This window comes from Vibrio sp. 10N.286.51.E5, from assembly GCF_041469125.1.
Taxonomy (GTDB): domain Bacteria; phylum Pseudomonadota; class Gammaproteobacteria; order Enterobacterales; family Vibrionaceae; genus Vibrio; species Vibrio crassostreae_C.
In genome coordinates this window covers 5,311-23,242 of record NZ_JBFRJZ010000107.1, presented here as the reverse complement: position 1 = coordinate 23,242, position 17,932 = coordinate 5,311, and the positions used below count along the sequence as shown (strand labels likewise).

The window sequence follows — 17,932 nt, the reverse complement described above, 5'->3', positions numbered from 1 at the left end:
GACGGCCTTTGAGCGATTCTACGCGCTCGCAGTATAAATGTATCTGTAGGATGGGCCTGTCACACCTCTAGCTAGATTTGCGACAGAGCCGAGTTAACCCCAGACCACAACGGTATGCTAAGAACAAAAATGCCGTTCACTCTTAAGTGAACGGCATTAGTATTACGCTCGTGGTTTTTCTTTTCTTTCTTTGGCTTATATACGTCTGCATGTCTTGCGCTGCTAATGTATATCTCATGAAGATAAACAAAACAATGACCACGTATAACCAGCATGGAACCTTCAATTGGTTCGAGGTCGACGGAGAAACGTACATACTGTTCAAAGTGGGCAGCAACAGTGCTCTATTGAACCAACACTATGAGGATGTCACCGAACAACAGAGCGAAATATATGGGCTGTTAGGGGCGATTCCATAAACTCATACTGCACGTATTCACTTATGGTCTATCTATTCACTTGTGGTCTATCTACGCACTAACTAGCGCAAACATCCGTTCTTTTGGCAACAAGACCGAGCTACAACAAACGGTTCTTATACTGCTCTGGCGTTTGGTTCGCGTAACGTTTGAACATGGTGATAAATGGGCTTGCTTGGTTATAACCCAATGTAAGAGCGACCTCTTTAACCGATTGGCCGTTTCTCAACAAGTCCATTGAGTATAGGTAGCGCACTCGCAGTCGCCACTCGGTAAAGCTCATTCCGAGCTCGGTCTGGCAGTGGCGAGAAAGGGTTCTTTCCGTGGTGTGGACACGTTCAGCCCAATCTTTCAGCGTCACTTCATCGGTTGGGTTCTCTTCAACAGAAGCCAATATAGGCGCTAGATACTTATTATCGGTTGAAGGCAAGAAGTGGTGTTCAACCTCACGCTGCGCAAGTTGGTCAAGCAGTACCTGAACGAGCCTTTGGTCTTGCTCGGTTTCCGCAACATTGATCCCACGATCGCGAAAATCATCGATAATAGAAGACACAATCGGCGTGATCTTTATAAGGCTGGTTTTATCTGGCAGGTGTTGCGTGAGTTCTGGGGCGATATTTAGTGAACAGTAGTCCAAAGGCTTACGGTTATAACTGCAATGCATCACCCCGGCCGGTACCCAAATCGCTAGATGTGGTGGCGCTAGAAATCGAGTGCTTTCCGCTTCCATCTCTAATATACCACCACTGATCAATTGAACCTGTCCCCATGAGTGGCTATGAACTCGGGTTTCAGTGTTCGAAAGAAACGCTTCAAAATTCATAAATACGTTGGATGGTGCCTTATCAATTAATAAGGATGGATGAAGGTTTCTGGAGTGTTTTTTCAAACTTGTCTTCCTATCGCGCTTGATGTCTTTATAAAGATACTTGTAAGTATAACGACCTGTCAAACTAGCCGCATCAACTCATTCGCCACGGAATTCACATGCATTACCTATTACCATTTTTTACAGTCTGTATCTGGGGCGCCAATGCAATCGTCAACAAGCTTGCTGCAAACACCATAGAACCTAGCGCGATGAGTTTTTACCGCTGGTTTTTTGCGATGTTAATTCTCACGCCTTTCTGTATTCGCCCGGTGATGAAGCAGTGGGCTGTCATTAAGCCAAACCTATCGAAATTAGCGTTCCTCGGCTTTTTGGGCATGGTGTTGAACCAATCTCTAGGTTACTACGCAGGCTTAACCACAACCGCCTCTAACATGGCATTAATCACTTCTTTGGTTCCATTGGTCAGTGTATTTTTAAGCGTCCCTTTGCTGCACAAGTCGATTTCTAGTTTGAGTATTGTTGGCGGTGTGTTGTCACTATCAGGCTTAGCCCTGATGTTAGGCAAAGGCGATCCGTTATTCTTCATGCATCAAGAATTGACTCAAGGCGATGGCTATATGCTAATTGCAGCCTTTGTTTATGCTTCTTACTGTGTACTACTGAAACGCTGGAAAATGCCAATCAGTAGCTGGGTGGTGATATACATTCAGGGTCTGTTTGCTGTCGCGATGCTTACGCCACTTTGGCTTACCAGCGAACAGCTTTTACCACCACAACAAGCGCTCCCATTGATAGCTTACGCCGCGGTTGCCGCTTCAATTTTAGCGCCTTGGATGTGGGTGAAAGCGATTGACACCATTGGTGCTGACTCAAGCGCGATGTTCATGAACTTGCTTCCGGTTGTAGCGATCGTATTAGCCGCGACATGGCTTGGCGAAGAGATTAACCAGTTCCACATCATTGGTGGTGTGATGGTGATTTCAGGTGTCATCCTTGCTCAAATCAGAAGAAAACCAAGGCTTGAGGCTCCTCTCCCTCAACAAAGCTAAACGCATTACCCAACGCTCACATTAGGGTAAAAATTCAAACTCACGTTTCACACAGCAAATGAGAGTAGCTACTGTAATCCATACTATGATGAGCTCTTACAGCAAGCGAGTAAAACGGAAGATTAGTCTAAACGCTTTACTTTATATCAGCACGATGAGTCGTTAATCAACTATTCTTCAGCATTTATACCTTTATATCATTACAATCACACACGATTAGTGCGAAATACACTAAAAGGCTTCCCAAACAATAATCCGAAAGGAAATATCTACGCGAAGGATCTATACTTTTTAAAACAGTAAAAGTGAGCTTATAAGAAAACAATAATCACTACCACTTTAGTGGTATCTGAGATACAGTCACTTTAACTAAACCAAATCAACAGCGGTTAGTTGGCTAACACAAAAAAGTACCGACATGAGTACCACACGGCTTAGAAACACCTAGCATTACGCTAGGTGTTTTTTTTGCAATCGACCTATCTAGTGACTTAATCAGTATTTCTATTCTCTTGCTTGATATCACTTCATCCATGTTTGCCATTCGCCTGATACGCCTTTAAGCACCAATATTCATCAACTGATCATCTGTTTGAAAAAAATAGTCTTAACCATGAGATTATCCGCTTTAACTTATGCCATCTTAAGTATATTGTTACTAGCAAGTAACAAGCATGTTACGCAGCAAAATAATAATGAAGGAAGATAGATGAGCAGTAGCAATAGCCGACAAGATGGTAAACGAGACGCTACTCTGCGTTTTTTAGCTGAACCCGGGGATGTGAACTTTGGTGGTAAAGTTCATGGTGGTGCAGCAATGAAGTGGATCGATTTAGCAGCCTACGCTTGTTCCGCAGGTTGGAGCGGTAAATACTGTATAACAGCCTATGCAGGCGGAATTCGATTCGTTGCCCCAATTCATGTAGGCAACCTTGTGGAAGTAAGTGCAAAGGTCATTTACACAGGTTCATCTTCAATGCATATCGCTATCGACGTGCAAGCAAGCGACCCTAAAGAGCTCAATAACCGCCTAACAACTCACTGTATCGTTATTATGGTCGCTGTCGATGAGAATGGTAATCCGACTAAAGTGCCAGAGTGGATACCAGAGACGCCAGAAGACATCGAATTACGAGATTCGGCTATTCGCCTAATGAACATGCGAAAACAGATTGGTGAAGAGATGGAAGCTCACGTGAAGTACCTTAAGTAAGGTCCACCAGCTGCCCTCCCCCTACAAAACCTTATTACAATGCCAAGCGCCTGCTTGGCATTGATCTATTTGATACCTTCGTGCTCTACACAGCCAAATCCGCTGCACACCCAATACAGACGATAAGAGCGTGATACCCAGCCAAAGGTTGAAATGAATCGGCACTTGTTCACTGATTTATTTTGACTGTAATAAAGTCGTCATTTTGCTCTGATTAAATACCGCCAATCATAATAGATGCATTTGAATTTCTTGGAGCCACTCTTGAGCGTCATACGCCCCACTCTTAGCGAGTCTACACTGAACAATTTAAAGGCTGTTGAGTACCAATGGGTTAGAACTTTGTACGTCGAAGGCTACGACAGCAATGAAATCAACCACTATATCCAAACGTGTTTCGGTGGAGATCCGACATTTGCCGATCTATTTCGTCGCGTGGCACTCGATCAAGAAAGCATCTATGTGCTATTGCAACACTTAGGTTGTGCTCCTTCTAGTAAAGAGTTCTAACTTCTAAGTCCCACCAAAAACCAGAAGCATAAATAAACCTACCTCCATAACCCTCATGAATGTCACTTGAATATTCTGTAACTACCTCTCGCTTACCCATACATTTTCAGTGCAATTTCAGGTTTTGTTGCATACAAATCATTGAAGTATCACGCATTGGAATATTCACAACATATCAATAGTACAACAGCCACTTATACTGAGTGTCTGATTTGTGAGACTAGTTCATTTCTACAAGTAACCAAAATGAAGTGGTCGGTATTTAGGAGAGAAGTAACTCGAAACTTTGGGTTTTAAAGTAGATATGAGCGCGATAGTTAACGAGTAACGCTGACACAAAAAACAAAAAGTAGCAGGCATAAAAAAACCCAAGTAAATACCTGGGTTAGAGTTACAAAAACCACTAATCATTAATAGCGTAAGGAACCTGATTAGTAGCCAGCTATGCGTAACCTGAGGGTTATTTTTATTACTGATCGGCGGCCAAACCAAATGATGTAATAAAAATGCCAATATAGAGCGACCTAACGGTCGCTCTTTTTCTTTCTTATAGAGTACAGCTTATCCTTTTACACCACCTGCCGTCAAACCGCCAACTAACCAACGTTGAGCAAGTAAGAACACGATAGTAATCGGAAGTGCTGATAGTACAGCCGCTGCCGCAAAGTCACCCCATAGGTAGTTCTGAGGGTATAGGTACTGCTGCATACCTACTGCTAGCGTGTAAGAGTTCACATCTGTAAGTAGGATAGACGCTACTGGCACCTCACCCACTGTCGCGATGAAAGATAGGATAAACACAACCGCTAGGATTGGCACAGACAGCGGTAGTAGAACCAGTCTGAATGCTTGCCAAGGCGTTGCACCATCAAGGGCTGCTGCCTCTTCCAGAGAGTTATCAATCGTCTCAAAGTAACCCTTAATCGTCCATACGTGCAGTGCAATACCACCTAGGTAAGAGAAGATTAGACCACCGTGTGTGTTCAAGCCTAAGAACGGAATGTATTGACCAAGTTTGTCAAACAGCGCGTAGATTGCTACTAGAGCCAATACTGCTGGGAACATTTGGAAAATCATCATCGCTTTCAGGATTGTGTTCTTACCTTTAAAGCGCATACGAGCAAACGCGTAAGCCGATGTCGTAGACAGTGTCACAATCAGAATCGATGTGATACCTGCAACCTTCACTGAGTTCCATAACCAAGTTAGCACAGGGAACGGAGGTGACGTTACCGAGCCATCTGCGTTCGTTACTGACATACCCAATGCTAACTTCCAGTGTTCCAATGATGGGTTATCTGGAATCAAACTACCGGTTGCGAAGTTACCTTCACGGAACGAGATCGCGATGATCATCAGTAGTGGGAAGATAATCATTGCCAAGAAGCACCACAACACTGCATGCGTTGCCCACACTCGGTATTTAAGGCCTTTACCTTGTACCATAGCCATTGTCGTGCTCCTTAATCTTGAGACAGTTTAGTGAAACGAAGGTTTAGTAACGCTAGTGCACCAACCAATAGGAAGATAAGCGTTGCGATAGCACTTGCTAGACCGAAGTCTTGACCGCCGCCGCCTTCGAATGCAATTCGGTACGTGTAGCTTACAAGCAAGTCTGTGTAACCCGCTGGCTCAGAAGTACCAATCATGTTCGGGCCACCGTTCGTCAATAGTTGAATCATTACGAAGTTGTTGAAGTTAAAGGCAAACGCTGCAATCAATAGCGGTGTAAGCGGTTTAATCATCAATGGGAACGTAATGCGCTTGAAGTTATCAAGGAAGTTCGCACCATCGATTGCTGACGCTTCGTATAAATCATCAGGAATCGCTTTAAGCAGACCCATACATAGAATCATCATGTAAGGGAAACCTAGCCATGTGTTAACCATCAACACCATGGTTTTCGCTAAGATAGGGTCTGAGAACCAGTTCGGGCTTAAGCCGAAGATATTCTCGAGCACCATGTTGATCTCACCAAAGCTTTGGTTGAATAGACCCTTAAAGATAAGAATCGAGATAAACGCGGGTACGGCGTAAGGCAGAATCAGTAGAACACGATAAATAGAACGACCTTTCAACTCTTCCCATTGCACGATGTTAGCCAATACAAGGCCGATAACTAGCGTGAACGCTACGGTACATACCGAGAAGATAACCGTCCAAATAAAGATGCTGATAAACGGTTCTTTAATGCCGTCATCTTTCCATACACGCTCAAAGTTATGCGTACCAATGCTAACCACGAAACCTGGAGAGATGGTATTACCCGTAAACTCACCATTTGCATCAACAGGCTGGTAGAAACCCACATCCATATTTGGCTTGAGAACTTCACCCGTTTCATTGTTGATTAACGTTTCTTCATCGTCTTGTAGCGTGTAAAGCGGAGCAACAGAAGCAAACTTACGTAAGCCACTCATGCGGATGTCACCACCGTCAGGTAGATTGAAATCAACACCACTGATTGCTGCTCGGTTTTGAATGATCGCTTTGATCTTCTCTTTTTCACCTTGCGCAGACTCAATAACAGATAGGTCCATCTCTGTTTCTGTCATATTGTCTAGAGAAAATACGTCAGTCGCTAACAGTTGATCGCCATCTTTTACAACGATCTGGTGACCGTCATCTGTCTTGTACAAAGTAAATGGGTAGCTCTCACCGCTTTGGAAAGAACGGTCTAAAAGAACGGTTTGAGTACGCTCTAGAGAAAGTTGGTTTTTCGCGCTGTAGTTAGTAAACGCAAGCCCTACGGTGTATGCCAATGGGAAAAGAATGAACAAGATCATTCCGGCAATACCTGGGTAAATATAACGGTGGGCGTAAGTTTTTTTACTACCAAAAATGTAAAGTGCCAAAGCCGTTAAGATCACTGTAAGCAGCGCAAAAGCGAGCTCACCGCGAGAATACATTAGAATTGTAGCGTAGCCGTTTATTAAGCCAACGCTACCAAGCAACCCCCATTTAATGAAGACGCTTTTACTGCCTGGAAGGCTTGATGGTGCTGGGATAGCATCTGTACCTTGAACTGACTGCATAGAGGAACCTGCTAGCGATATAGATAAAAAATAGAAAAGTAAGGAGAGGTTACCCTCTCCTTAAAAGGTAGTGCCTGGGTGTTACTTAACCATACGACCTTCAGCAGCTTTTAGTGCTTGGTCTACTGATTGACGGCCGTCAACTACGTTGCCGATCGCTTCTTCCATGCTGTACCAGAATGTTGTGAACTGAGGGATGTTAGGCATGATTTCACCGTTCATCGCGTTGTCCATTGTTGCTGCAATACGAGTATCGCTGTCTAGTTGACGTTGGAAAGAGTTAAGAGCAACAGCGCCTAGTGGCTTGTCGTCGTTCAGGCTCTTCATACCTTCATCTGTTAGTAGGTAGTTTTCCATGAACTCAACAGCTAGATCGCGGTTTGGAGACGCAGTGCTGATACCACCCGCCCATACACCAACGAAAGGTTTAGACGCTTTACCGTTGAACTTAGGTAAAGTTGTTACGCCGTAATCTACGCCAGCTTTCTTGATGTTTTCCCAACCCCAAGGGCCGTTGATTGTCATTGCAACGTTACCTGCAACGAATTCAGACTCAGCTACTGAGTAATCCATGTCTGCAGAGATAACTTTGTCTTGTACCATCTTCTCGATGAAACCTAGAGACTTCTGAACACCGTCAGTCGCTACGCCCGCATCTTTAATGTCGTAACCTTCTGCAGTCTGTTTGAATGCGTAACCGCCGTCAGCTGCAAGTAAAGGCCATGTGAAGTAAGCGCCGCCACGTAAAGGCCACATGATCGCTTTCTTGCCGTCTTTCTGAAGTTCAGCGTTAAGTGCTGGGATTTCTTCCCAAGACTTAGGTGGGTTAGGAACAAGTGCTTTGTTGTAAATTAGGGAAACTGACTCAACAGCAACAGGGTATGCGATTGTTTTACCTTCGTATGAAACAGCGTCCCATGCGAAGTCTACGATACCTTCTTTAGTCTCTTTAGAAGGTTTGATATCAACAAGAAGTCCCGCTTCTGCATAGCCGCCAAAACGGTCATGTGCGTAGAAGATCATGTCTGGGCCATCGCCAGCTGCTGCTACTTGAGGGAATTTTTCTTCTAGCTTGTCAGGGAAAGCGACGGTTACTTTAACACCAGTATCTTCTTCGAAGCGTTTACCTACTTCAGCCATGCCTTCATAAGCTTTGTCACCACCTACCCAGATTGTTAGTTGTCCTTCTTCGATAGCAGCATTTGCACCAAAAGAACCCAGAGCAACTATTGTACCTAGAGCTACAGCGCTTAGAGCGTTTTTCATGTGAATATCCTTTTTATATTTATACGTAGGGCACATCTACCAAGATGAGCCAGTTTTCGGAGGTTATGATCTGAGAAAACAGACCCTAGCTCATCATCCTAGCCACTACGCCCTAGCTATTATGGCTTAAATTCGTGATCGCCATCCGGTCAGATTAGAGACTGCAATCACAAAACGTATACTCATCGTGATCAACATCACCGTTACGTGGTGGATTTATTTGAACTGGATCGCCAATTATTAATAACCCCGTATATCTACTCCTCCCCTCCTACTCCCCCTAGTTAATTTCCCATTGGGAGGATGTACCCTTACGCCATTTCACCGAAACTGCATTCATCCAAGAGTGGATAGTAAGAACCCTTTACCGGCAAGTGTTATGCGTTGACGCATTATTCATTTAGTTGGCTTCACTGCCCGCTGGTGTCTTATATTAGCATCGAGCTAAATCTGTGATTGAATCACGGGGGAGGTTTAGCTGGATGTGGGGGAAATGGGCATCAGTTTGGCTATGACGGGTGGGCTTGGTTAAAGAAGCCAAGTCTCACCCACTTTTTTCTTACTCACTCAATACTTACCAATTCCTACAGTTACTGCTGACCCAAAAATTTCTTATAATGATAAGCAGTAAAACTTAAAATTTGATCGATCGAGGACAAGCTAGATGGCGAGTGTCACGTTAAAAAACGTTTATAAATCATATGGTGATGTACAGATTTCTAAGGACGTAACCTTAGACATCAACGAAGGTGAATTCGTAGTATTCGTTGGACCATCAGGTTGTGGTAAATCGACGCTATTACGTTGTATCGCAGGTCTAGAAGACATTACGTCTGGTGATTTGTACATTGGCGACCAACGCATGAATGACGTTGAACCGTCAAAGCGTGGCGTAGGTATGGTATTCCAATCGTACGCGCTTTACCCTCACCTTAACCTATACGACAACATGTCTTTCGGTCTTAAGCTAGCAAACGCAAATAAAGCTGAAATCGACAAGCGTGTTGAACATGCGGCAGAAATTCTTCAGCTTGGTCACCTTCTTGAGCGTCAACCTAAAGCATTGTCTGGTGGTCAACGTCAACGTGTTGCGATTGGTCGTACTCTGGTTTCTCAACCAAACGTATTCCTACTTGATGAGCCTTTATCAAACCTAGATGCCGCGCTACGTGTTCAAATGCGTTCGCAAATCACCAAGCTACAGCGTCAACTGGGTTGTACCATGATCTACGTTACCCACGACCAAGTGGAAGCGATGACAATGGCGGATAAGATCGTTGTTCTTGATGGTGGTTATGTATCTCAAGTCGGTAAGCCGCTTGACCTTTACCACTACCCTCAAAACCGTTTCGTTGCTGGCTTTATTGGTTCACCGAAGATGAACTTCATGTCGGTACACATTGAACAAGCTGAAGCAGAACGCGTACAAGTTCAACTTTCTAACGGTATGACTTTCTGGATCCCTGTTGATGGTACGACTGTCAATGCTGGCGATCGTATGTCTCTGGGTATTCGCCCTGAACACTTGATGTCTGCTGAATCAGGTGACGCGACGATTGAAGCTGACGTGATGATGGTAGAGAAGCTAGGTAACGAAACTCAGGTTTACCTAAACCTTGAAAGTGCCGATGCTGATGTTATCTATCGCCAGCCTGACACGTTGAAAATCGAATCAGGTGACAAGTTGGCGATTGGTATTCCAGCGCACCGTTGTCACCTGTTCCACAGCGATGGCCGCGCATGTCGTCGTTTGTACAAAGAATACGGCACAGACTAATCGCTTAGCCTTTTAGAATATAACTTGTCCATATCGAATCCCTCTTACTCAGTAAGGGGGATTTTTTATGTGCTGGATATTTTTATGTGTTGGATACGAGTTTCACTTACATTGAATAGTTCATGAGTCAGCCACTCGGTCTTTCGCTAGCGGCAATAAAAAAGGTCTAGCAAGCGCTAGACCTTTATCTGTTAGTTAGGCTATGAACCCAACCGCTAATATCACTTCTTTTAGACATGAAACCTGTCTAAACCAACTTAGTGAATTGGCGTATCATTCTGTTTGTTGAACTGGCCAAAATGCTTCTCTAACACTTCAGGAGTCAGCTTGCCTTCCGCTTCTAGTCGCTTGAACTCAGCAACAATTGCTTTTTGCTCTTCAAGTGATGGCAGTTTCACCTCAGGCTCATCGCCCATCTCTTGAGTCATCTGCTCTAGTTCTTTTTCAAAATCGCTCATGATACTTACCTAAATATTAAACCTAACGAGATTTTACTCATTTACGCCCTATGATGCTAGGGTGATTGAGTGCAAAGCCCGAAACCAGATCAAGCGAACGTCAGTTTACTGAGCTTGTAAGCCTAAAAGTATCAGACATAAAAAAGCCGGATCCATATGAAATGAACCCGACTTTTCGTATAGACCTTCAACCTAAGCCAAATGAAGGCTTATACGAGTTAAAGCTTAAACGAACCAACCATCTTATCTAGACGAGAAGAAAGGTCTCGAAGCTCTTGGCTCGCCTCAGCAAGCTGCTCAGCAGTGCCCGTTGTTACTTCGTTGATTGCGTTAATCTCTTCAATGTTCTGGTTAATGGTGTGAACTACGGTTGATTGCTCTTCCGTTGCCGTTGCCACTTGAGTGTTACGGTCTGTGATATCAACGATACGGTCTGAAATACCACTCAGCACGTCTACCGCTTCATCCGACGCCGATACACCTTCAAGGGTAATCACCTTACCCGTACTCATCGCCGTTACTGCATCTTTCGCATCGCTTTGCAGTTGGTTGATCATCTTTTGAATCTCTTCCGTTGAATCTGCAGTACGGCTTGCTAGGTTACGTACTTCATCTGCTACGACAGCAAAACCACGTCCTTGCTCACCGGCACGTGCAGCTTCGATCGCCGCGTTTAATGCGAGTAAGTTAGTTTGCTCTGAAATATCACGGATAACACCCAGAATCGAACCGATGTCTTGAGTTGTAGAAGCCAGTTGTTCTACTACCTGACCCGTGCTTTCGATATCTTGAGCCAAACGACTGATCGCGTCTTTTGCTTTGTTCACCACAGAGCGACCTACTTCCGTATTGCCTGAAGCTTGAGTTGCCGTTTCTGCTGCGGTTGCCGCGTTCGATGCAATCTCACTGATGGTCATACCCATTTGGTTAATGGCAGCTACGACTTGAAGGGTTTGGTCGCGCTGTTCTTGGCTGTTGTCGTGGGTGATGTGAGCTTTATTCGAAACACTCTCTGCAGCCACTTGAAGCGCTTGGCTTGTCGAACACACCTCTTTCATCGACTCGTGAATCTTTTCAATGAATCCGTTGAAGCCTTTTGAAAGCTGTGCAATTTCATCGTTGCCTTTCACTTCGATACGCTGTGCCAGGTCACCGTCGCCTTCACCTAAGTCGCCGAAACGCTTAGCCAAAAGCTTGATCGGTTGAGTAATGCTGTTCGCCAGAACTACGCCCATTAGGATAAACACTAATGCCACAACCGCAGTCATGATCAGCATCTTCTGCGCTGTCGCATCTAACTCTGCAAACACTTCACCAGTCGGAACGACACCAATAACAAACCAGTCCATTGAAGACACATACAAGCTCGCCACGAACAGCTCTTGGCCTTGGCTTTCAGTGGTAATCAGGTTAAAACCCGACTTGTTCAGTAGTTGGCTTGCTTGAGGACCGTAAAGTTGTTGAAGTGAAGAGTCACTGCGAGAACGCTCGCGATGAATTTGAACATCACCTTGGCTATCGGTTAAGAAGACAAAACCGGTATTTTCAATCTTGAAACCGTTCAGCAGGTTAACCATGTCATCCATCGACTTTGATAGACCAGACATAGCCAAACCAGAAGGCTGTTGGTAGTTAGCAAACATCTTCACTTCGCCATTGGCTTCTTGGAACATGCTCACCATGGTCGGCTGTCCAGATTGCGTAAAGCCAAAGAACCAACCATCTTGCTGTTGGTTTAACTGACGTAGGAAGCCATTTTGGTTCCAGTAGTAAGCAGTTTGACGGTTCGCCACTGAGGCATCGTTCAACTGATACTGGTTACGAACATTGTTCAGCTGTTTCACCAGTTTATTTTCTAGTGCGGGATCGCGATCGGTCGATTCGATAGCATCAGAAATAAATTCATTTGAAGCAATTTGCTCCGCCGCTAGTAATAGCTGAGAGACTTCTCGGTCAATTTCACCATTGATTCGCTCTAGCATTCCTGGAAGTTCAATATCGATCAATCGATGACTTAATACATCTCTTGCTTGTTGTTGTGCCATTGCGCCGACAATCACTGTCGATGCAAGAACCGCAAAGGTAATTCCAAGTACAACTTTTTGCTTGATACTCAGAGAGTTAGTTTTAAACATATTTGGACCTTTAAAAAGAATCGCTCGTTATTAGTATACCCTGAACAGGACTTTTTTAGTGCACTCCAACAAGCAATGCACAATCTGAGTGATGTATCGGCCACAACCAATAAAACTAGAGACTTTCTTCTCAAAAAACTGCAAATATGATGTAACAATTAGAAATATTCACCTTGAGCATGAATTAACTAAGCAAATACCGCATTGTCGAGAGTCAATTTTAGTTCTCACCCCCTGAGACCCAACCGAACTCAAACCACTCCCCACCGCCGAGCTTTTGTATATAAAAACCAATTGATATAGTAATAATCACAACCTAACGATTTTTTTAGCTAACCACTTGTAAATATTTCCAATTTTGAAAAAATAAATTACGCAAATGTACTGGAACTTTTTCCTCGAAATCAGTGACCAATACTCAAAATAAAAATCAAATGGATACCCAGAGAGTCCAAAATGCACAAAACAAATTTCGAAGTCCTTCAAAACTATCTAGAGTCTCAAATCATTGGTCAAAAAGAGCTCGTTAAGCAACTGATGATCGCCCTTTTAGCGGATGGTCATATCCTCGTTGAAGGACCTCCCGGCTTAGCAAAAACTCGCGCAGTAAAATCATTGGCTGATTGTGTTGAGGGTCACTTCCACCGCATTCAATTCACTCCCGATCTGTTACCTGCTGATTTGACGGGTACCGACATCTTCCGTCCTGAGACTGGGGAGTTCACTTTCCAATCAGGCCCGATTTTCAACTCGCTGATTCTAGCGGATGAGATCAACCGAGCTCCGGCGAAAGTTCAAGCGGCAATGCTGGAAGCAATGGCAGAGAAACAAGTAACTGCCGGTCGAAAAACCTATGCGCTGCCTGAGTTGTTCTTGGTAATGGCAACACAGAACCCAATTGAACAAGAAGGGACTTACCCGCTACCGGAAGCTCAGTTAGACCGATTCTTGCTTCACCTAGAGGTTGAATACCCAGATATGGAAAGCGAGCTTGAGATCTTACGACTCAACCGTGGTGAGGCTCAAGGTAACGAATCAGCTCAGCCACAACAGATATCTCAGCAAACGATCTTTGAAGCGCGCCAAGAAGTGCTCAACACTCACATGGCAGACACCATTGAGCAGTACATCATCAGACTGGTTATGGCGACTCGCCAACCTAAGCAATACAGTGACCAACTTGATCAATGGTTAGACATGGGTGTCAGCCCGCGTGCAACCATTGCGTTAGACCGTTGTGCCCGCGCTCACGCTTGGCTTGCAGGACGAGATTACGTCACGCCACAAGACGTTCAAGCGATGGCATTCCCTGTGTTACGCCACCGTCTACTGCGCAGTTACCACGCACAAGCTGAAGGTGTCACCGCAAACCAAGTGATCGCACACCTTATTTCATTGGTTGGCAGCGCATAGGGATACGCGCATGAATAATCAACTACCCAACCATAGTGACGGCGTCACGTTAAATCTGGATGAACTGCTGCAATACAAAGCGCAGTCTGTTCGCTGGTTGCCTCCCGCCAAGAGCCTTTGGTCACAGCTTAACGGCCAACACGAGAGCAACCGTAAAGGTCGCGGGATGAATTTCTCTGAAGTTCGTCAATATCAAGCGGGAGATGACATTCGCAGCATTGATTGGCGTGTAACAGCCAGAACGGGCAAAGCGCATACCAAACTTTTCTCTGAAGAACGAGAACAGCCTGTCATTTTATTCTTGGATCTATCAAGCAGTATGATTTTCGGCTCAACCTTGTTGCTGAAATCGGTTCAACTTGCACACTTTGCTAGCCAACTGTGCTGGCTTACTGTGGCTCAAAAAGATCGAATTGGCGCGGTGATCGATACTGGCAAAGAGGTCATTGAGATTAAGCCAAGTGCAAGCAACCATGCTCCACTGCGTATTTTGCAAAAAGTCATAGAAATCAATAATGCAGCGCTGACTCATCACCACAATCATAATGACACAACCTTAGAGCATGGGCTGAAATCTCTGCACCAGCTTTGCCCTAAAGGAAGCGATATTATTATGCTCAGTGATTTTGTGCGCTACCAAGAAAGTGACTACTCACTTATCAGTCAAATTCGGAGGCACAACAGAGTACGTCTGGTGCATTTCTACGATCCGCTAGAGCAGGGTGAAACCGCCTATAAAGGTTCTAAACAGGTCACCGATGGTAGCAAAACTCAATGGTTTAATTTCTCTTCTAATAAAGAAAAGCAAAAGCTTAACCATGCTTTTTCGCTTAAGAAACAGCAGCTGCAACAGATGGGGTTGTCTCTCGCGATACCTTATAGCTCGCTGTCGAGTGCGCAGTCACTCATGAGCCAGATATCAGGAGCTCAGTCATGAAACAGCCCTTAGATTTAAGTCCGGTGATTGCGCCAGACGCCCCGACTTGGTGGCCTTTGGCGTGGGGTTGGTGGGCAGTCATTATCACAGCCATTTTCCTGATTGCCTTGGTGTTTTTCATTCTAAAACGTAGAAAAAACAATCAACAGGCGAAACAAGAAGCGCTGTCTTACTTTAGTAATAGTCAGTCCCAAGACGGCTTGTCTCCGAGCAAAGCTCAAGACATCGTTCGTCAAGCAGCACTGAGCTATTTCCCTCGTGAAAAAATTGCAGGTTTGTCTGGTGATGATTGGTTGAAGTTCTTAGATGCGCAATTGGCGAAGCCGTTATTTGTAGCAAAACAATCCCAGTGGCAACAAGCGCTCTATCAAGATGTAGCCCTTATGAACGACGAACAGAAAAAGGCTCAACAACAATTAGTTAATGACTGCGAAACTTGGCTTCGTAAAGCACTTCCTCCAAAGCGAGGTCGTTATGAGTGATTTTCTAAGCCCTATGTTTCTAAGCGGGGACTTGCTAAACATCGAGTTCGTTTGGTGGTGGATGTTCTTCATCGCGCCACTACCGTTGCTCGTTTACTTGTTCTCACCAAAGTCAGAATCGAGCAATGCCCTAAGGCTTCCATTTCTGCCAGAAGACAGCAATACCAAAACACCGAGCAGTCGCTTACCAAAGGCGTTGTCCGTGATTATCTGGCTTCTGCTGGTTACGGCGAGCGCACGCCCTGTATGGTATGGCGAACCGGTGGAGTTTCAGCCGAAGCATCGTGATTTAATGTTGGTTGTCGACCTCTCCTACTCGATGAGCCAAGAAGACATGCAGTTCAATGGCGAATACATCGACCGCTTGTCGGCGGTGAAACGCGTGTTGAGTGACTTTATTGAGCGTCGTAAAGGTGACCGAGTCGGATTGGTACTATTTGCTGATCACGCCTACTTGCAGACCCCGCTTACGCTAGATAGAGATACGCTTTCACAACAGCTCAATCAAGCGGTGTTAAAACTGATTGGTACTCAAACCGCGATTGGTGATGGTATTGGTCTTGCCACCAAAACCTTTGTCGATAGCGATGCGCCCCAACGTGTAATGATTCTACTCAGCGACGGCAGTAATACCGCCGGGGTATTAGACCCATTAGAAGCGGCGGATATTGCAAAGAAATACGACGCGACGATTTACACCGTGGGTGTCGGTGCAGGCGAGATGATGGTCAAAGAGTTCTTCATGACGCGCAAAGTCAATACTGCTCAAGACTTGGATGAACGTACACTAATAGAAATTGCCAAACGCACCGGCGGTCAGTACTTCCGAGCGCGTGACAGCAAAGAGTTAGCGACGATTTACGACACCATTAACCAGTTAGAGCCCGTGACGAACGCCACTAAGATCTGGCGACCGCAACAAGAGTGGTTTGTATGGCCACTGTCGGCGGCAATGTTCTTCGCATTTATGCTGTTAGCCATTAGGAGAAACAATGTCTAACTTTACTTTTATCTACCCATATTGGTTCTTGGCGCTTGTCGTGCTGCCCGCTATTTGGTGGCTGAGCAAGACACAATCTAAGCAAGGATTACTCGCGTCACACATCGCGCGATACTTGGCACCAGAATCGAGTAAGCCATCGAAAAATCGCAGTACTTACTTCGGAATTTGGTGGCTGGTCGGCGTTATTGCATTAGCTGGACCAAGCTTCGAGAAAAACGAACAGCCGAGCTTTGAAAAAACGCAGGCACGAGTTGTGATCATGGATATGTCGATGTCTATGTATGCCACCGACATTAAGCCGAATCGCTTAACTCAAGCGCGATACAAGGCTCTGGATCTGCTTTCATTGTGGAAAGAAGGGCTAACAGGCATGGTGGCGTATGCTGGGGATGCTTACACCATTAGCCCGCTAACGTCAGACATCAACACCATCAAAAACCTAGTGCCTAACCTATCGCCAGATATCATGCCTTATCAAGGTGGTGATGCCGCATCAGCCGTTAAGCTTGCGATTGATATGATGACTCGCGCGAAGATCTACCAAGGTGATTTGGTATTGATTGCTGATGACATCGATGACCAAGAGAAGAAGCAGATCGACTCCCTACTCTCTGGCAACGATTGGACATTGTCGATTCTAGCTGTAGGGAGTGAAAACGGTGCGCCAATCTCGTTACCTACGGGGTCGATGCTGCAAAGCGACTCAGGACAAACCGTGGTGGCAAGAACCAACTTGAAGAACATGCGCGAGCTTACACGCAGCTATGGTGGCACGTTCACTGAAGTTCAATTTGATAACTCAGATGTTGAACACATCGCGAGCTACCTCGACCGCGTTGCAACAACATCGGAAGTAACCAAGACCAAGAACTCACTCAACACCAGAGTGAACAACGGTTTCTGGTTACTGCCTTTGCTATTACTTCCGGCACTTGGATTATTCAGGAAAGGGGTTATTTGGTGTGCCTTAGCTGGAGTTATCTCTTTTAGCCAACCAAATACTGCGTTTGCGAACCCGTGGAAAACCAATGATCAAGTAGGCTATCAGCTGTATCAGGACGAGGACTTCCAACAAGCTGCTGAACAGTTCACCCAACAAGAGTGGAAAGGCATTGCTCAATACAAAGCCGGTGATTTCGAAGCCGCAGAGCAGACGCTGCAAGAGCTTTCTAGTGAAGATGCTCGCTACAACCTTGCTAACGCTCAAGCCCAACAAGGTAAGTACGACCAAGCGATCCAAGAGTATCAACGTATTCTTGAAAGCAACCCTGAACATGCTTATGCGAAGAAGAACCTAGAGATTGTCGAACAGGCTCAGAAGCAACAGCAACAGCAACAGCAACAGCAAGGCGATTCTGACTCCAAAGACCAGAATGACCAAAATCAGCAAGGTCAGCAAGGTC

16 protein-coding genes and 1 pseudogene are annotated in these 17,932 nt (G+C 45.2%); 11 read left to right on the top strand and 6 right to left on the bottom strand.

The features are described 5' to 3' along the window. The first annotated feature begins 236 nt into the window (after window positions 1–236). Entirely contained in the window at window positions 237–419 is a 183-nt protein-coding gene (locus AB4161_RS22525; RefSeq protein ID WP_017060054.1) for a hypothetical protein, read from the top strand. A 100-nt stretch (window positions 420–519) separates the two neighbouring features. On the opposite strand, the gene AB4161_RS22520 is transcribed toward AB4161_RS22525, so the two are convergent. Then, complete coding sequence (locus AB4161_RS22520) at window positions 520–1,308, bottom strand: helix-turn-helix domain-containing protein (protein WP_029235520.1); 789 nt, start codon at window positions 1,306–1,308, stop codon at window positions 520–522. Between the two features lie 98 nt (window positions 1,309–1,406). Here AB4161_RS22520 and AB4161_RS22515 point away from each other — a divergent pair, with 98 nt between their 5' ends. From AB4161_RS22515 to AB4161_RS22500, 4 genes and pseudogenes are all read left to right on the top strand, one after another. Continuing rightward, window positions 1,407–2,300, top strand: a complete 894-nt coding sequence (locus AB4161_RS22515) for a DMT family transporter (protein WP_372084359.1) — start codon at window positions 1,407–1,409, stop codon at window positions 2,298–2,300. 48 nt (window positions 2,301–2,348) lie between these two features. Next, window positions 2,349–2,603, top strand: a pseudogene (locus tag AB4161_RS22510) (peptide ABC transporter substrate-binding protein); the annotation flags it as partial. 406 nt (window positions 2,604–3,009) lie between these two features. Next, entirely contained in the window at window positions 3,010–3,513 is a 504-nt protein-coding gene (locus AB4161_RS22505; RefSeq protein WP_372084357.1) for an acyl-CoA thioesterase, read from the top strand. A 237-nt stretch (window positions 3,514–3,750) separates the two neighbouring features. After that, entirely contained in the window at window positions 3,751–4,023 is a 273-nt protein-coding gene (locus AB4161_RS22500) for a hypothetical protein (RefSeq protein WP_019822928.1), read from the top strand. Window positions 4,024–4,584: 561 nt separating this feature from the next. Here the strand turns inward: AB4161_RS22500 and malG are convergent. From malG to malE, 3 genes are all read right to left on the bottom strand, one after another. Next, window positions 4,585–5,475, bottom strand: coding sequence for a maltose ABC transporter permease MalG (gene malG / locus AB4161_RS22495; protein WP_017060050.1), 891 nt, complete (start codon window positions 5,473–5,475; stop codon window positions 4,585–4,587). 11 nt (window positions 5,476–5,486) lie between these two features. Next, window positions 5,487–7,058, bottom strand: coding sequence for a maltose ABC transporter permease MalF (malF, locus tag AB4161_RS22490; RefSeq protein WP_017060049.1), 1,572 nt, complete (start codon window positions 7,056–7,058; stop codon window positions 5,487–5,489). 81 nt (window positions 7,059–7,139) lie between these two features. Beyond that, window positions 7,140–8,324 carry a maltose/maltodextrin ABC transporter substrate-binding protein MalE gene (gene malE, locus AB4161_RS22485; protein WP_102394061.1) on the bottom strand — a complete coding sequence of 395 codons (1,185 nt, stop codon included), beginning with the start codon at window positions 8,322–8,324 and terminating at the stop codon, window positions 7,140–7,142. A 664-nt stretch (window positions 8,325–8,988) separates the two neighbouring features. On the opposite strand from malE, the gene malK reads away from it, so the two are divergent. After that, a complete protein-coding gene (malK, locus tag AB4161_RS22480) occupies window positions 8,989–10,101 on the top strand; it encodes a maltose/maltodextrin ABC transporter ATP-binding protein MalK (protein WP_081229370.1) in 1,113 nt (370 codons plus the stop codon). 257 nt (window positions 10,102–10,358) lie between these two features. Here malK and AB4161_RS22475 read toward each other — a convergent pair whose 3' ends face one another. Together AB4161_RS22475 and AB4161_RS22470 are read right to left on the bottom strand one after the other, a co-directional pair. Then, a complete protein-coding gene (locus AB4161_RS22475; protein ID WP_010431457.1) occupies window positions 10,359–10,559 on the bottom strand; it encodes a hypothetical protein in 201 nt (66 codons plus the stop codon). 218 nt (window positions 10,560–10,777) lie between these two features. Next, complete coding sequence (locus AB4161_RS22470) at window positions 10,778–12,694, bottom strand: methyl-accepting chemotaxis protein (protein WP_061037975.1); 1,917 nt, start codon at window positions 12,692–12,694, stop codon at window positions 10,778–10,780. A gap of 456 nt (window positions 12,695–13,150) precedes the next feature. On the opposite strand from AB4161_RS22470, the gene AB4161_RS22465 reads away from it, so the two are divergent. From AB4161_RS22465 to AB4161_RS22445, 5 genes are all read left to right on the top strand, one after another. Continuing rightward, window positions 13,151–14,107 carry an AAA family ATPase gene (locus AB4161_RS22465; RefSeq protein ID WP_372074486.1) on the top strand — a complete coding sequence of 319 codons (957 nt, stop codon included), beginning with the start codon at window positions 13,151–13,153 and terminating at the stop codon, window positions 14,105–14,107. 10 nt (window positions 14,108–14,117) lie between these two features. Beyond that, complete coding sequence (locus AB4161_RS22460; protein ID WP_372084355.1) at window positions 14,118–15,044, top strand: DUF58 domain-containing protein; 927 nt, start codon at window positions 14,118–14,120, stop codon at window positions 15,042–15,044. Beyond that, entirely contained in the window at window positions 15,041–15,526 is a 486-nt protein-coding gene (locus AB4161_RS22455; RefSeq protein WP_017065687.1) for a DUF4381 domain-containing protein, read from the top strand. Before AB4161_RS22460 ends, AB4161_RS22455 begins: the two co-directional genes overlap by 4 nt. Further along, window positions 15,519–16,526 (top strand): VWA domain-containing protein, encoded by a 1,008-nt coding sequence (locus AB4161_RS22450; RefSeq protein ID WP_104216238.1) that lies wholly within the window; start codon window positions 15,519–15,521, stop codon window positions 16,524–16,526. Before AB4161_RS22455 ends, AB4161_RS22450 begins: the two co-directional genes overlap by 8 nt. Continuing rightward, window positions 16,519–17,932: VWA domain-containing protein (locus AB4161_RS22445; RefSeq protein WP_372084353.1), on the top strand; the 1,414-nt coding region annotated here is incomplete at its 3' end. The genes AB4161_RS22450 and AB4161_RS22445, both read left to right, overlap by 8 nt.

Coding starts and splice junctions, on each gene's coding strand:
- AB4161_RS22525 (WP_017060054.1), top strand. CDS start 237: ATGAAGATAAACAAAACAATGACCACGTATAACCAGCATGGAACCTTC.
- AB4161_RS22515 (WP_372084359.1), top strand. CDS start 1,407: ATGCATTACCTATTACCATTTTTTACAGTCTGTATCTGGGGCGCCAAT.
- AB4161_RS22505 (WP_372084357.1), top strand. CDS start 3,010: ATGAGCAGTAGCAATAGCCGACAAGATGGTAAACGAGACGCTACTCTG.
- AB4161_RS22500 (WP_019822928.1), top strand. CDS start 3,751: ATGCATTTGAATTTCTTGGAGCCACTCTTGAGCGTCATACGCCCCACT.
- malG (WP_017060050.1), bottom strand. CDS start 5,475: ATGGCTATGGTACAAGGTAAAGGCCTTAAATACCGAGTGTGGGCAACG.
- malF (WP_017060049.1), bottom strand. CDS start 7,058: ATGCAGTCAGTTCAAGGTACAGATGCTATCCCAGCACCATCAAGCCTT.
- malE (WP_102394061.1), bottom strand. CDS start 8,324: ATGAAAAACGCTCTAAGCGCTGTAGCTCTAGGTACAATAGTTGCTCTG.
- malK (WP_081229370.1), top strand. CDS start 8,989: ATGGCGAGTGTCACGTTAAAAAACGTTTATAAATCATATGGTGATGTA.
- AB4161_RS22475 (WP_010431457.1), bottom strand. CDS start 10,559: ATGAGCGATTTTGAAAAAGAACTAGAGCAGATGACTCAAGAGATGGGC.
- AB4161_RS22470 (WP_061037975.1), bottom strand. CDS start 12,694: ATGTTTAAAACTAACTCTCTGAGTATCAAGCAAAAAGTTGTACTTGGA.
- AB4161_RS22465 (WP_372074486.1), top strand. CDS start 13,151: ATGCACAAAACAAATTTCGAAGTCCTTCAAAACTATCTAGAGTCTCAA.
- AB4161_RS22460 (WP_372084355.1), top strand. CDS start 14,118: ATGAATAATCAACTACCCAACCATAGTGACGGCGTCACGTTAAATCTG.
- AB4161_RS22455 (WP_017065687.1), top strand. CDS start 15,041: ATGAAACAGCCCTTAGATTTAAGTCCGGTGATTGCGCCAGACGCCCCG.
- AB4161_RS22450 (WP_104216238.1), top strand. CDS start 15,519: ATGAGTGATTTTCTAAGCCCTATGTTTCTAAGCGGGGACTTGCTAAAC.